16 protein-coding genes are annotated in these 14228 nt (G+C 66.2%); 7 read left to right on the forward strand and 9 right to left on the reverse strand.

Going from position 1 to position 14228, the window contains the following annotated elements:
- Positions 1-191 precede the first annotated feature (191 nt).
- From E3T41_RS08375 to E3T41_RS18755, 4 genes are all read right to left on the reverse strand, one after another.
- Positions 192-1016 carry a hypothetical protein gene (locus E3T41_RS08375; protein ID WP_134478095.1) on the reverse strand — a complete coding sequence of 275 codons (825 nt, stop codon included), beginning with the start codon at positions 1014-1016 and terminating at the stop codon, positions 192-194.
- A gap of 321 nt (positions 1017-1337) precedes the next feature.
- Positions 1338-2561 (reverse strand): acyl-CoA dehydrogenase family protein, encoded by a 1224-nt coding sequence (locus E3T41_RS08380; RefSeq protein WP_092452365.1) that lies wholly within the window; start codon positions 2559-2561, stop codon positions 1338-1340.
- Positions 2562-2697: 136 nt separating this feature from the next.
- A complete protein-coding gene (locus E3T41_RS08385) occupies positions 2698-3567 on the reverse strand; it encodes a hypothetical protein (protein ID WP_092452362.1) in 870 nt (289 codons plus the stop codon).
- 153 nt (positions 3568-3720) lie between these two features.
- Positions 3721-3843, reverse strand: a complete 123-nt coding sequence (locus E3T41_RS18755; RefSeq protein ID WP_255408738.1) for a hypothetical protein — start codon at positions 3841-3843, stop codon at positions 3721-3723.
- Positions 3844-4032: 189 nt separating this feature from the next.
- Here E3T41_RS18755 and E3T41_RS08390 point away from each other — a divergent pair, with 189 nt between their 5' ends.
- Entirely contained in the window at positions 4033-4275 is a 243-nt protein-coding gene (locus E3T41_RS08390) for a hypothetical protein (RefSeq protein ID WP_092452359.1), read from the forward strand.
- A 38-nt stretch (positions 4276-4313) separates the two neighbouring features.
- Here the strand turns inward: E3T41_RS08390 and E3T41_RS08395 are convergent, their stop codons facing one another.
- The 3 genes from E3T41_RS08395 to E3T41_RS08405 are packed head-to-tail and all read right to left on the reverse strand — an operon-like array spanning position 4314 to position 7709.
- Positions 4314-5660, reverse strand: coding sequence for a threonine/serine exporter ThrE family protein (locus tag E3T41_RS08395; protein WP_092452356.1), 1347 nt, complete (start codon positions 5658-5660; stop codon positions 4314-4316).
- On the reverse strand, positions 5657-6862 hold the full coding sequence (locus tag E3T41_RS08400; protein WP_174775290.1) for an acyl-CoA dehydrogenase family protein: 1206 nt from the start codon (positions 6860-6862) through the stop codon (positions 5657-5659). The genes E3T41_RS08395 and E3T41_RS08400 overlap by 4 nt, the downstream gene beginning before the upstream one ends.
- 37 nt (positions 6863-6899) lie before the next feature.
- The gene (locus E3T41_RS08405) at positions 6900-7709 is read right to left on the reverse strand and encodes a DUF4349 domain-containing protein (RefSeq protein WP_166791521.1); all 810 of its coding nucleotides are present in this window, start codon (positions 7707-7709) and stop codon (positions 6900-6902) included.
- 237 nt (positions 7710-7946) lie between these two features.
- On the opposite strand from E3T41_RS08405, the gene E3T41_RS08410 reads away from it, so the two are divergent.
- Positions 7947-8168 carry a hypothetical protein gene (locus E3T41_RS08410; protein ID WP_092452350.1) on the forward strand — a complete coding sequence of 74 codons (222 nt, stop codon included), beginning with the start codon at positions 7947-7949 and terminating at the stop codon, positions 8166-8168.
- Positions 8169-8171: 3 nt separating this feature from the next.
- The gene (locus E3T41_RS08415; RefSeq protein ID WP_092452347.1) at positions 8172-9011 is read left to right on the forward strand and encodes an alpha/beta fold hydrolase; all 840 of its coding nucleotides are present in this window, start codon (positions 8172-8174) and stop codon (positions 9009-9011) included.
- Between the two features lies 1 nt (position 9012).
- Here E3T41_RS08415 and E3T41_RS08420 read toward each other — a convergent pair whose 3' ends face one another.
- Both E3T41_RS08420 and E3T41_RS08425 read right to left on the reverse strand, forming a co-directional pair.
- Positions 9013-9981: an SDR family oxidoreductase gene (locus E3T41_RS08420; protein ID WP_134478099.1), complete on the reverse strand. Its 969-nt coding sequence runs from the start codon at positions 9979-9981 to the stop codon at positions 9013-9015.
- 159 nt (positions 9982-10140) lie between these two features.
- The gene (locus E3T41_RS08425) at positions 10141-11091 is read right to left on the reverse strand and encodes a nucleoside hydrolase (RefSeq protein ID WP_092452341.1); all 951 of its coding nucleotides are present in this window, start codon (positions 11089-11091) and stop codon (positions 10141-10143) included.
- A gap of 228 nt (positions 11092-11319) precedes the next feature.
- Between E3T41_RS08425 and E3T41_RS08430 the strand changes: the two genes are divergently transcribed.
- The 4 genes from E3T41_RS08430 to E3T41_RS08445 all read left to right on the forward strand — a co-directional run bounded on the left by E3T41_RS08430 (position 11320) and on the right by E3T41_RS08445 (position 14071).
- Positions 11320-12438 carry an adenosine deaminase gene (locus E3T41_RS08430; RefSeq protein WP_092452338.1) on the forward strand — a complete coding sequence of 373 codons (1119 nt, stop codon included), beginning with the start codon at positions 11320-11322 and terminating at the stop codon, positions 12436-12438.
- A 45-nt stretch (positions 12439-12483) separates the two neighbouring features.
- Entirely contained in the window at positions 12484-12921 is a 438-nt protein-coding gene (locus E3T41_RS08435; protein ID WP_092452335.1) for a PTS sugar transporter subunit IIA, read from the forward strand.
- Positions 12918-13193, forward strand: coding sequence for a PTS sugar transporter subunit IIB (locus E3T41_RS08440; RefSeq protein WP_092452332.1), 276 nt, complete (start codon positions 12918-12920; stop codon positions 13191-13193). The genes E3T41_RS08435 and E3T41_RS08440 overlap by 4 nt, the downstream gene beginning before the upstream one ends.
- A gap of 185 nt (positions 13194-13378) precedes the next feature.
- Positions 13379-14071, forward strand: coding sequence for a DUF1345 domain-containing protein (locus tag E3T41_RS08445; RefSeq protein WP_092452329.1), 693 nt, complete (start codon positions 13379-13381; stop codon positions 14069-14071).
- Positions 14072-14228: the final 157 nt, after the last annotated feature.

Here is a 14228-nt window from a genome sequence, read left to right on the forward strand (position 1 = left end):
AACCGCCGCCCACGCCCCACCCTCAACCTCGAAACCCCCGCCTACCGCCTCAACCAGCTACTTCTCGAAGCAAAAACCCCCGCGTTGCCCTGACCACTTGACTTTGCCCCCTCGAAATGGCCTGAAACTCACGGCTCGGTGAGCGGCGAAACCGGAAACTCACGGCTCGGCGAGCGGATGGCCCGACCCACCTACCAGCGCGCGCCCCGTTCGACCAGGGCGGCCCGCACCCGGCGCAGAAGTTCCTGGCCACCAGTCTTCAGGTCGTCGTCGGTGATGCGCACCATGCGCCATTTCTGATCCTCGACCCGCTCGCGGCGGGTGATATCGACGCGGAATTGCCTCTGGTTACTCCGGTGTCCGTCGCCCTCGTATTCGACGCAGACTTTGAAGCGCGGCCACGCCAGATCGACCCGGGCTACGAAGACGCCACGTGCGTCGAAGATCTCGAAGTTGACGACTGGTTCTGGAATACCCGCATCCACCAAGAAGAGGCGAGTCCTGGTCTCCTGCGGAGAGTCGACCGCCGCCCGAGCAAGAGCGGCACCCTTCCGCAGGGCACGACACCCGCGTCTCCCGATCAGGGCCGCAGCGACCGCGCGAAGCTCGTCGGGCGTGTGCCACGGATTGCGGCCGCTGCAGAGAAAATCCGCAGCGGCCACGAGCTCAACCCGGGGAAACAGGGGGCTGAGGTCGATCCACGTCTGGATCAAACTGGTCACCGGGAATCCGTACACCCGCTGCATCGTGCCATCCACCCGCTCGTGCCCGATGATGCCCACAACCTGCGGTGCCCGCACCCCCGGTGGCACCGAGACATGCAGTCGGCGGTCGCCTTCAAGTCGGCTGGGCAACCAGATCCCGTGAATCACAGCCGCCGTCGAGTGGCTGAAGACGTGGGTGGCGGGCATCCGCTTGGAATATGCTCTGGCGAGGTCGAAAGTCGACGCCGGATGCTCGCGCTCCGCCCGCAAACGACGAAACGACAGGGCTGCACGTTCAGGTGTGATGGGCATGCAGCGATCATGACGCCAATCACGATTGCACATATTAGTTATGCACAGGCAAACCACGATCGGCCCGGCCGTGGCCCGGATCAGCCTGGCGAGCGGATGCGGCGGCCGGGTTTTTCGGTGTGGCCTGACAGGCCACGCGGGCGCGTTGCCGAGCCGTGAGTTTCGGTCATCGACCCGTGAGTCTCAGCCCGAAAATGGCAACACATCGTGTCCAAACTCACGGCTCGGTGCGCCCGGGGTCGCGAAACTCACGCCTCGGTGAGCGGATGCCTGGGGCGGCCTCGTGAGGCGGCCGCGGGCATCCGCCTGACGAACCAGCAGCTACTGGAACGCGGAGATACCGGTGATCGCGCGGCCGACGACGAGGGTGTTGACCTCGTAGCTGCCCTCGTAGGTGTAGAGGGCTTCGGCGTCGGCGAAGACGCGGGCTATGCCCCAGGAGGTGGAGATGCCGTTGCCGCCGAACACCGAACGACCCAGTGCCACGGATTCGCGCATGCGCGCGCTGGCGGAGGCCTTGGCCATCGCGGCGTGCTCCGGCCGCAGCGTTCCGGCCTGCTGCAGCTGGGCGATGCGCACCATCAGGCCGAGCGACATGGTCGCATTCTCGAGAATGCGCACCAGCTTCTCCTGCACGAGCTGGAACGACGCGATCGGCTGGCCGAACTGCCGGCGTTCAAGCGCGTAGCGCAGCGCATAGTCGTAGGCGGCGAATTGCAGGCCCACGGACTGCCAGCCGACCCAGACCCGCGAATTGGTGAGCAGCCGGTTGGTATCGCGAAAGCTCGTGGCACCGGGCAGCCGGTCGCGTTCGGCGACCACGACGTTCCGCAGGGTGATCGTGGCGTTCTGCACAATGCGCAGGGCTATCTTGTTTTCGATCTTCTCGGCAGTGAACCCGGCCAGGGTCGCGTCGACGATGAAGCCCTTGATCTGGTCGTCGGCGGTGTCGCGCGCCCAGACCAGCACATTGGCCGCGAAGGTTCCGCTGCCGATCCAGCGTTTGACGCCGTTCAGTGTCCAGGAGTCGCCGGTGCGGGTGGCGGTTGTCTCCATATTGCGTGAGACATCGGAGCCGTGGTCCGGTTCGGTGAGCGCGAACGCGCCGATCTTGCGCAGGGAAATGGCGTCGGCCAGGAACCGGTCGCGCTGGTCATCGGTGCCGAGCTGGGCGATCGCCGCTGCGAACAGGCCGCTGTGCACGCCGACAAAGGTCGAAATGGACGCATCGACGCGGGCAAGCTCGACGGTCATGAACCCGTGGAGTAAGAAATTGTCGCCGCGCGCACACAGGTCGACGAGGTTCAGGGTGGAAAGGGCGGGGATGATTTCGAACGGGAACGTCTCGTTGTTCCAGTGCTCGGCGACGACGGGTCGAATCTCGCGTTCGAACACCGCACGGGCTGTGGCTACCAGATTCTGCTCGTCCACGGTAAGGAAGTCCTGGTAGGAGAAGAAATCGGTGGTGGGGCCGGTGTAAAACTCGGGGCTGGGCGCATCCACTTCGGTATCGCCGATCTTCGGACTCTCAACGACGGTGCTCATGGCTGGTCCTCTCTGACCGGGTACCCCTGAATTCTGCGCCTGGGAGCGGAAATGCGCAATCTCTCGCAGATTAACCGTGCAATGTGCCTAATGGATATCCCGATTGTGTCCGCAAATTGCCCCGGATGCGCGAAAACTAGCGCGCGGCGGAGGTGTTCATGGTGAGCACGTCGGTGCCGTCCAGGTCGTGCAGGCCGAGCGTCACGGTCACAACGCCGAGTGTGCCGAGCGATGCGACATGGGTGCCGCCGCAGGGGATGCGCACGGTCGCGCCGGGCAGTTCGCACACCCAGTAGCGGCGGTCCGTCAACCGGTCGCCTCCCTGGTCGATGCGTACCGCGGCATCCGTCATGGTCCACGCGAGAAGGGTCGCGTTAATGGTCGCTTCGATCGCCGCGAGCGACTCGGCGAAGCCATCGACCGAGAAGCCCTTCTTGCGCAGCGATTTGCCGAGCCGGTAGGTGTCGACCGAAGCGTTCTGACCGATCAATGATTCGTCGATGGCGAGCCCGTCGAAGTCGGGGTGGCCGAGCGCGTCGGCGCGTACTTCTTTTTTCCACCGGTCGGCGAGAGCGTCGTTCAGGGCGAGGGAGGCCAAATGACACGCGGTGTGGCCGGCGCTCGTGGCGTCGCGCAGGCCCTCGTCAACCTCGACCGTGACGGTGTCGCCGGCTGAAAGCCCGGCCGCGTCGACGACGTGCACCACGACGAAGGCCCAGCCCGGGGTGCCCTTGGCCACCGGAATGTCCGCACCGATATACAGCTCGGACCCATCGGTGGCTCCGACGATGCAGTCCTCGACCGGCCAGAACGCGGCGCCGTGGTGCAGCAAGGCCTGGTCGGGTCCCTGGTCGGGCCAGCCGGCATCGACCGGATGCACGCAGGTCGCATCGAGCAGTACGGCTGAGCGTCCATCCGCCAACCGCTCGGAGTGCAGCACGGACGCCCGCGCGTCGACGGCGCCGCTCGGGTAGAGCACGCGGGTGTCTTCGGTGGGCAGGGTCATGGCTGGTCCTTTCACAAGCGGATGTTGTCGGTCACGCCGACGAAAGAAAGGTGCCGCCACGATCGTGGCGGCACCCGTGCTTGCTGATACTGCGCCAGATGCAGCGCGTGGTACCAGGGGCGGAGAACCCACAGCACCGAGAAGATGCAGAATCTAGCTCTTGCGGGCCCGAGAAGCGGTCTCTTCAGACTTCGCCTTCTTGTCGGCCCTCTTTTCCTTGAGGGACTTGTCGGCAACCTTCTTGGTTGCGTCCTTTTTCGGTGATTTGTCAGCCATTGTGTACTCCTTCGCGCCGAGCCGTGGGGCTCCGTCTCCTCGAGAATACGCGGGTTTGCGGCATCCGTCATCTCCGCAGCCGACCGCGCTACCGCAAATCGCCAGACCTGGTCGGAGCCCTGTGCACGGCTGCCGGTCTGTCGTATGCTGTCGCTGCAACGAACCCGCTCTCCGTCGAAAGGTCATGTCATGAGCCACAGCGCCACCTACCGGGCAGTTCTGTTTGGACCCAACCCGATTGCAGCCGGAACCGAGGTCGAATTGGAATACATCGATGGTGAGTATCAGGACGTCCTGGTGCTCGAAGCGGTTGAGGACACCGAAACGATCACCCGCACTTATAAGCGCGGCCGTGAGACCGACGAGCCCATCCCGTATCGTTTCGTCGAGGAAGACGCCGTCGACGCCGGCGAGGCGGACGTTCCCAACTGACGCAGGCATCCGTTTGACAGCGGATGCTGCAGCGCGCGCTAAATGCGCTTGGTTGCGTCGCGGCCGAGTCGCACCGGCAGGGCCATGAGTGGTCCGACGAAGCGGCGCTGCAGCCTGCGCGCCGGGCCCCAGACGATCTGCACGACATACTGCGACAGCAGCGCGCCGGCCGCGAGGGCCATCGCGATGCCGGCAGCGGTGAGCAATGCGAGCAGCCCGTTGATATCGCCCTCGGAGAGCTGGAGCAACCCTCGAAACAGGGTGAGGCCGGGCACGAGCGGCACGAGCGCCGTCACCATAATGACGAGCGGAGGGGTACGCACGATGCGCGCCGCGACCGCCGCCAGCAGGCCGACGCCGAGGGCGCTCGCCGCCGAGGCCCCGACCAGTCCGAATCCGCCGGCCAGCGCGGCCACGAACAGAAACTCGGCGAGAGCGCCGAGCACGCAGACCACCCAGACCGCCCGCCACGGTACCTGCACGGCCAGCGCAAACCCGATGACGATGACGATGGCGGCTACGAGCAGTACCGGCAGCACGCCGATAGTCACGATCGGATTCGAGTCGATCTCGAGCAGCAGCCCGAACCGGGCCAAAAACAGCGCGGATCCCGACACCCCGGTGACCAGGCCAGCCGTGATCAGGAGGGCCTCCACCAGTCGGGCGGTGCCGGTCAGGTAAAACCCCGAGAGCGTGTCATGCACGGCACCGAACGTTGTGACACCGGCGAGAAGCATGATGATGGTGGCGACGACGACGAGCGAGGGGTTGGCCGTGGGGTCGATCACCCGCACGACCGTGGCGACGAGGGGGCCGATCGCCCCGCCGACGACCGTCTGGTAGAACAGCGGAACCTGGCGGTGGTCGAGCACCGACGTGATCCAGTCGATGATCCAGGTGGCGATAAAGGCGGCGATGATCACCGTCGGCCCGCCGCCGATCAGAACGGCGGCGCCGGCACCGACCAGGCTCCAGCCGATGCGGCGCCACTGTTTGGGCACCTGCGGTTTTGAGCTGACGATGGTCGCGAGGATCTTGCGGGCCTCGGCGACCTCGATCGGCTTCTCGATAATGTCCGCGATCAGCTCCGAGGTGGCGGTGAGCTTGGAATAGTCCAGCGTGCGGTACTTCACGTTGCGGCTGCGGATGATCGACTCGTGCGTCGACGGGTCTTCCTGGGTTAGCGTGATGGTCGTGTGGGTGATATTCGCGTCGGTGCCCTTGAGCCCGTAGGCCCTGGTGAGCGCGATCATCGCGGCGGTGGCGTCTTCGGCGCCGGCGCCGGCGGTGAAGATGACTTCGGCGAGGCGCATGGTGAGGTCGAGCACGGCCCGGGTGTAACCGGAGTGGTCGAGCGTGATGGCGGTGGTCTTGCTGAAACTCATGAGGCAGGCAAATCGAGGGGTCCGAGAACGGATGCTGCGGCGGTCGCGTGCGCGGAGTCCGCGTCGGAGGGGTGGAAGTAACCCGCGAGCACGTCGCGGTAGAGCCGGGCCAGTTCGGAGGACGCGGCGTAGGCGGAGCCGCCGGCAACCTGCACGGCGGTGTCGACGACGAACTTGGCGTTCTGGGTGGCCCGGTATTTGAGCCCGGACAGCTGCGCGAACCAGGCCGGTCCGACCGCGAATAATCGCTCGTCGACCGCCCGGGCGAGGGCGTCGATCTGCGGATAGATGCCGTCCATCGCAATGACGAGGTCCCCGATCCGCCACCGCGCGACCGGATCCTGCGCGTGCGTGCGCCCTTCGTTTGTCAGCGAGGTGCGACGGTTAGCGCCCAGGGCGGCGAGTTCGAGCGCGCGCTGGCCGATTCCGGTGTACACGGCGCTGAGCAGAATTTCAAAGTTGGCGAAGATGCCGGCGATGAGCGGGTCGCCGTTCGGGCCGATCGGCAGGCGGCGCACGACCCGGTCCGGGCGGGCGAGAGCGCCATCGAGCACGGTGCTCTGGCTCTGGCTGGCACGCATGCCGAGGGCATCCCAGTCATCTTTCGAGCGGATGCCGGCATCCGCTCGATCGAGAAACGCCCAGACGATCGCGGGGTCAGCTGGGGCGGAGGAATCCAGGCCGAGGGTTCCGAGCCGGGTCCAGGCGGGGGAGAGCGAGGTGAACACCTTGGTGCCGGTGAACCGGTAGCCGCCATCTTGCTGGGGGAGGGCATCCGTGTGCGAGCCGAACAGCACCAGGTCGTTGCCGGGTTCGCTCACGCCAAAGGCGAAGATTTCGCCTCGCATGGCCTCTTCGAGCACGAAGTCGAGCGAGTGGTCGCCCTGCGCGTTCAGGCTGGCGGCGACACCGGTCCAAACCAGGTGCATGTTCACGGCGAGGGCGGTGGCCGGGGCGTGCGCGGCGAGCCGGGTCTGCTCGCGCACGGTCTGTTGCAGGGTGCGGCCGAGTCCGCCGAACTGCACCGGCACGAGGGCGCGCAGGTAGCCGGCAGCGACGAGCACCTCGAGATCTTCGGTGAAGAAGGCGTTGGCCCGGTCATACCCGGCTGCCCGTGAGCGGATGCCGGCCAGCAGCTGATCAGACAGCACCGGCTCGGTCGAGGGAACAAAAACGGGCGCTGCCGGAGAGGTTTCGGGCAGGGTGAAAACAGGGAGAAACTCGGTCACAGGGACAAGCCTATGCAGCCTTACGCCGTCGCGCGAACACCCGCACGATCACGAGCGCGATTGCCCCGAAAATCGCCAGTACGACCAGCCAGGGCAGAGCAACTCCGAGGCCGATCAGCAGGCCGCCGGCGGCGGCGACGAGGGCGGTCCAACCGGCGATAATGCCGGTCCAGAAATTGTCGGGGCCGCCGGCGGCCACGGTGCCTTCCGAAACCAATTCGAGCTGCACGGTCGAGTAATCGATCTGATCGGCGAGAAAGTCGCGCTGGGACTGCAGGCTTTCGAGCTCACCCTGCCGACTCGACAATGCGTCTTCGATGCTGATCAGGTCGGTCGTGCTCGTCGCCGAGGCCATCAGTGCCAACAACCGGTCAACCGAGGTGGTCAGAGCCGTGATGCGGGCGTCGAGGTCCTGGCTCTGCTGTGTCACGTCCTGGGCATTGAGCGAGACGAAGTTGAGCCGGCCGAGTTTCTTGAGCTCGGCCAGGGTGCGGTCGAGTTCGTCGGACGGAATACGCAGGGTGAGGGTGGCGCTCGCTGGCTGGACGTCGGTGCCCGGGTTTTCGCTGCGGCTGTCGACGCGTCCGCCGGCCTGTTCGGTGATCGTGACGGCGGATTCGCTCGCCGCGACCGGATCAGTGGCCGTGATCGACATGGACCCGGTGGTGATGACGTCCCGATTGGACGTGTTCACGTCGCCCGTAGTGCCGGTGACGACGCTGCCGTAGGGGGCTTTGTCGACCGAAAAGTCCTGTTCCGGCGCGACCGCGCCGACGTCGCCTTCCGACGAGCCCGTGCTCCCAGACGAGTCCGTGCTCACCGAACCACTATTCGCCGTGCATCCCGCCAACAACACGGCGGTCAGAAGGACCGCGATCACTCCCCAGGTTCGTCTCATGACTCACCGTACCGAGCGGGGTGGGGGCGCTGTCTGGGGGCAGTCTGGGAGTCGGATCACAATTGGGACTCGGCGCCTACCCCCGAAGTAAGGCCAGGGAGACGGCGAGCAGCCCGACTGCACGTTCAACCCAACTGCACACACGATCAGGAGGACAACATGGGATTCGTAGACGATGCCAAGGATGCACTCGATGCCACCGGCAAAAAGATCGGCCGGGCGGTTGATGACGCCAAGGACCGCGTCGAAGACCGGGTCGACGAGGCCAAGGCTGACGTCAAGGTGAAGAAGGCCGAGGGCGAGGTCAAGCACGCCGAGGCCGAGCGCAACGCCACCGAGACCAAGAACGACTTCAAGGCCACCCTGCGTGACGATAATTAGCACATGATCTGGTGGGCGGAGCGGATGCGCCGAGCGCGTCGGTCCCGCCCACCGCTGTTGCACGTGGCAACGGATGCGGGTACCGGCCCGGTCGTCATTCTCGTGCACGGCATCGCGTCGTCCTCGATCACCTTCTACGAGGTGATCCCGCGGCTCACCCCGAATCATCGGGTGATCGCGGTGGACATTCTGGGCTTCGGGCAGTCGCCGGCACCGGACGGCTGCGAGTACCGGCTGGAGGATCATGTCGGGGCCCTGGCCGCGACCATCCGCTCATTGAAACTGCGCGAGCCGTTCGTGCTGGTCGGCCACTCCCTCGGCAGCCTGATCAGCACCCGCTACGCCGCGATGCAGCGGCAGGGCCCGGGGGCGAGCGTTTGGCGGAGGCTGACAGGCAGCGGCACGGTGTCGCGCGTGGTGCTGGTCGGGCCGCCGGTCTATGTGTCACCGAGCGATATCGGCGACCCACGAGTCAAAGCGCGAGTCAGCGCCTACCTGCGGGCCTACGATTTTCTGCGCGCCAACAAGGATTTCACACTCGCCAACGCGTCCATCATCACGCGGCTGCTCCCCAAGGGCATCTTTGAACTGACCGAGAAAACATGGACGCCGTTCATCAAGTCGATGGAGCACTGCATCGAATCGCAGACCGTGGTGAGCGATATCGCGAGCCTCGAGGTGCCGGTCGACGTGATCTACGGTGCGCTCGACGCGTTCATCGCGCAGGGCAGCATGACCATCATTGAGCGGATGCGCCACGTCACCATGCACCGGGTCGAGGCCAACGACCACATCATCCGCCGGCGCCTGGCCCGGGTGCTGGTGAACGTGATCGACAGCTGAGCTAGACGGCCGGGTAGGTCACCCCGGTGAGTTCCTCCGAGACCGACCAGAGGCGGCGGGCATCCGCTTCATCGAGGGAACGTTTGGGCAGCCTGGCGGGAGCAGGTGCGCCGGTGAGTTCACCGAACCCGCCAGGGCCGTAGTAACCGCCGCCGGCCGCCGCGGGATTCGTCGCCGCGTACAGGGCGGGAAGAATGCCTTGGTCGACCTGCTGCCACATCCAGCCGATGCGGTGTGAGGCTTCGTTGGCGGCGAGGAAGATGCGGGCCGAGGCCCCGTTGTGGGTGGGGCCGGAGATCTGCAGGTTCGTGACTGTTGCGCCCGGGTGCGCGGCGACGCTGCGCACGCCCCAGCTCCCGACGACGCTGCGCCGGTTGAGCTCGCGCGCGAACATGAGCGTGGCCAGTTTGGAGAGTCCGTAGGCGCGGTGCGCGCGGTAACGCAGACCCTGCAGGTCGGTGAAGTCGAGGTGGCCGCCGCGGGCGATGAGGCTCGACAGACTCACGACCCTGCTGGTGCCGGCCGCCCGCAGCAGCGGAAGCAGATGCGCGGTGAGCGCGAAGTGTCCGAGGTGGTTGGTGCCGAACTGCAGCTCGAAGCCGTCTTCGGTTTCGTCGCGCACCGGCGGCATCATGAGGCCAGCGTTGTTGAGCAGAATGTCGATCGGGCGGCCCTCGTTCCTGAGCTCCTCACCGAATCCGGCGATACTCGAGAGCGACGCCAGATCGAGATGACGGATGCTGACGCTCGCCTCCGGGGACTGTTCGTTCAGGAGTTTGACGGCCGCGGCGCCCTTCTCCTCGTTGCGCACGGCGAGAATGACCTCGGCGCCGGCCCGGGCGAGGCGGCCGGTCAGGCCGAAGCCGAGGCCGCTGTTAGCGCCCGTGACGACGGCCAGCTGGCCGTGCAGGTCGGGAACCTGGATGTCGGGAATGGGTTTGCTCGTGCTGGCCGGCGCGGTCTTGGTCATGGTGCTCCCGAGTAGTGGTGGTAATTCAGCCAACCCGTTTGTGCGGGGGAAGTCACGCGTCGGTCGCGAGCCCGGGCAGATTCACGGGCGGCCGCCCTCGCAGCATTCCGGGGCAGGTGCATCTCGGGAAGCGACGAGGGGGCATCCGTTCCCGGCCGCTTAACTTTGGGGCGGGTCGCCGATGCGCTCGAGGGCGTCGACGATGAGGGCCCAGAACTTCTCGTGGTTGAGGTCGACGGCCACCTGGGTGGCGCAGTCGGCCGGGGCCGGCGCACGAAAGTCGGCCACGGTCATGCCGAGCGTGAGGGTGCCCGCCAGTTCCACGTCGAGCGGAGCCTTGCGCACGGTGATGACACTCGGGTCGATCACGTAGGCGACCGCGCACGGGTCGTGCACCGGCGGGTAGTCGAAACCCTGGGTATCCTTGTAGGTTTCCGCGAAGAAGGCGAGCAGCTCGCCGACGAACCGGGCCGGCGCTGTGCCGACGGCGGCGATGCGGGTGACGATGTCGGGGGTGGCGAGGGCCTGGTGGGTGAGGTCGAGCCCGATCATGGTCAGCGGCCACGTCTCGTTGAACACGATGTGGGCGGCTTCGGGATCGATGACGATGTTGAACTCGGCTGTGGCCGACCAGTTGCCCACGTGGTAGCCGCCGCCCATAAGCACGACCTGCTTGACCCGCTCGACGATGCGCGGCTCTTTGCGGGCGGCGAGGGCGATATTGGTCAGGGCGCCGGTCGGCACGAGGGTGATTTCCCCGGGCTCGTGCGCCATGATCGTGTCGATGATGAGGTCGACGGCGTGCCGAGCGTCGAGCTCGAGGGTCGGTTCGGGCAGCACCGGGCCGTCGAGGCCTGACTCGCCGTGGATGGACGGGGCCGTTTCAATCTGCCGAACCAGCGGGCGCGGGCATCCGGCGGCAAATGGCACTCCGGTAATGCCAGCCACCCGGGCCACGGACAGGGCGTTGCGAGTGACCTTGTCGAGGGTCTGGTTGCCCATCACCGTGGTCACGGCGACGAGGTCGATGTTCGGATTGCCGTGCGCGAGGAGCAACGCGATCGCATCGTCGTGGCCGGGATCGCAGTCGAGGATGATTTTGGTGGGCACAACTCAGGGTACGTGGTCTTCCCCTTTCCGGGCCCGGGCCCGGAAACCGGGACCATGGTAGATCATGGGCCCAGTTGCCGAAGGTGGGCCCGGCGCGCGCGGGCAGCGGCAGCGACGCGAGGCGGCGCATCCGCTCGTGCATTTCTCATGGTCCGCCCAGAGCCGCTCCGATAAGCTGGGCGCGCGGCTGTAGTTCACACCCGCCCCCGTACCGAGGAGCTTGTTCGTATGACTTTGATCGAGGAATTCCTCATGCCCGGCGGCGGCACGAGCATCAACACCCTGCCCAAGGTTTCGCTGCACGACCACCTCGACGGCGGTCTGCGTCCGCAGTCCATCATCGAGCTGGCCGACTCCATCGGATTCGTGCTTCCCACAACGGATGCCGACGCGCTCGGCGAATGGTTCTCCGACCAGTCCAATGCCGGCTCGCTCGTGGAATACCTGAAGACCTTCGACGTCACGACCGCCGTCATGCAGACCCGCGAGGGCCTGACCCGGGTCGCCCGCGAATTCGTCGAAGACCTCGCCGATGACGGCGTCATCTACGGAGAGATCCGCTGGGCTCCCGAGCAGCACCTGGCTCGCGGCCTCACCCTGAACGAGGTCGTCGAGGCTGTGCAGGACGGCATCGAAGCCGGCATTGAGAACGTCGAGCAGTCGGGCCGCAGCATCCGCATCGGCCAGCTCATCACCGCCATGCGCCACGCGAACCGCGGCCTCGAGATCGCCGAACTCGCCGTGCGCTACCGCTTCGACGGCGTCGTCGGCTTCGACATCGCCGGCGCCGAGGCCGGCTTCCCGGCCGGCAACCACCGCGCGGCCTTCGACCTGCTAGCCCGCGAATTCATGCCGGTCACCGTGCATGCCGGCGAGGCCGACGGGCTTGACAGCATCCGCGGCGCCCTCTTCGACGGCCGCGCCCTGCGCCTTGGCCACGGCGTGCGCCTCGCCGAAGACGTCACGATCGAACGCCAGGACGACGACAACACCTTCGTCACCCTCGGACCGGTGGCCCAATGGGTGCGCGACCGCGAGATCACCCTCGAGCTGAGCCCGTCCTCGAACCTGCAGACCGGAGCGGTCGCCGCCTGGGGCGAAGAACTTTTCGACCACCCCTTCGACCTGCTGTACCAGCTCGGCTTCAAGGTCACCGTCAACACCGACAACCGCCTGATGAGTGACACCACCCTGTCCCAGGAACTCGCCCTGCTCTCGGATGCCTTCGGCTACGACCTCGGCGACCTCGAGACCTTCCAGCTCAACGCTGCCCACGCGGCGTTCCTGCCGCTGGAAGACCGCGAAGAACTCGTCGAAGCCATCGAAGCGGGCTTCGGCGACGCCTAGCCCCGCCAGCCAACCAAGGACGACCCCGCATAACCGAAAGACACCATGCCACTCCCGCACCTCCCGCTTGACGCCATCACCATCGGCGCGCACGCTGACGACTGGACCGCGGCCATCACGGCCGCCGGCGACGCGCTCGTACGTTCCGGCGCCGCGACATCCGCTTATACCGAACGCATGATCGCGGTGATCCACGAATTCGGCGCCTACATCGTGATCGCGCCCGGCTTGGCACTCGCGCACGCGCGGCCGGGAGCGGATGTTCTCACCGACGGACTCTGCGTCGTCACTCTGGCTGAGCCGGTCGCCTTCGGGCACCCGCACAACGACCCGGTCAGCGTGATCGTCGGCCTGGCCGTGGCCGGCGCCGACGACCACCTCCAGTTCGTCGCCGAACTCGCCAACGTGTTCAATGACCCGGCGGTGATTCCGGCGCTGGCCGGCGCGACCACCGCGGAATTCGTGCAGAGCGTCTTCTCGTGAAGATCGTCGTGATGTGCGGCGTCGGCCTCGGCACCTCGGCCATTCTGAAGGTCAACGCCGAGCGCGCGCTCGAACGGCTTGAGATCGAGGCACGCGTACAGGCAACGGATGTCGCTGGCGTGCGTTCCGCCGCGGCCGACGCCCAGGTTATCCTGACCTCCTCGGAGCTCGTCGACGCGATCGGCAAAACCAACGCCGATGTGATCGTCATCAACAACTACTTCGACGTCGACGAACTCGTCGCCAAGCTCGACATCGCGCTGGGCTCCTAGCCCCGCCGCGTTCCGGGCCGCGTTTCTTTCCGGGCCCGGGCCCGGAAAGTGGGCCCATGATAGATCATGGGCCCAGGACCGTAAGGTGGGCCCGCCGGCGAACACACCGAGCGGCACGTCGACCGCCTGGACGGCGACGCCTCGAGCAGTGGCCCGAGCGCCCGCGACGGGCCTATGCTCAGCGCATGGGCGACAGCGTGAAGCAGGGTGCACGGGCCGAACACCGCTGGCCGGCCGTACTGGGGTTGCTGGTAGCTCTCACGCTGTATGCCACCTTGCCGAGTACGTTCCTGCCCGGGCTGCGTTACACGGTCGTCGCGATCGGGCTCGCCATGCTGATCCCGCTCCTCGCCCTCAACCCCCACCGGCTGCATCGCGAAACCCGCTGGTCGAAATACCTCGCCACCGGCCAGGCGGTCTTGCTGGTCGCGGCCAACGAAGTCGCCCTCGTGCAGCTCGTGATCCAGCTCACGTCGGGCGGTAAGGATGACGGGCCGACACTGCTGCTCGCTGCCCTGCAGGTGTGGGTCACCAACGTCATCGCCTTCGCGCTGGTCTACTGGGAACTCGACCGCGGCGGCCCGGTCTCGAGGCGTCATGCCGACCGGGCCGACTTTCCGCCAGCTGATTTTCGCTTTCCCCAGGACGAAGACCACGACGCCATCGAGGAGGTCGCCGCCAGGTCGTCGCAGCGTACCGGTTGGGTCGCTTCGTTCTTCGACTATGTCTACTTCTCGCTGTCGAACTCCATGGCGTTCAGCCCGACCGACACGATGCCGCTCTCGCTCCGGGCTAAAGCGCTCATGGGGATTGAGTCGTTCGGCGGCTTCGTGCTGCTGGCCCTCGTCATCGCCCGGGCGGTCTCCCTGCTCGGCTAGCTTCCGCAGCATCCGTTCGCCGAGCCGTGAGTCTTGAGCGATTTCTCGCGGCAAAGTCATATGGTCGTAGCAACGCTCTAGTGATTGGAGCGTTTTATGGTCAAGTTGTTTCCGCCGAATACTCGCACTGAGTTCATTGATCTCGTGTGTGCGGGGA

This window comes from Cryobacterium sp. Hh38 (genome assembly GCF_004403235.1).
Classification (GTDB): Bacteria; Actinomycetota; Actinomycetes; order Actinomycetales; family Microbacteriaceae; genus Cryobacterium; species Cryobacterium levicorallinum.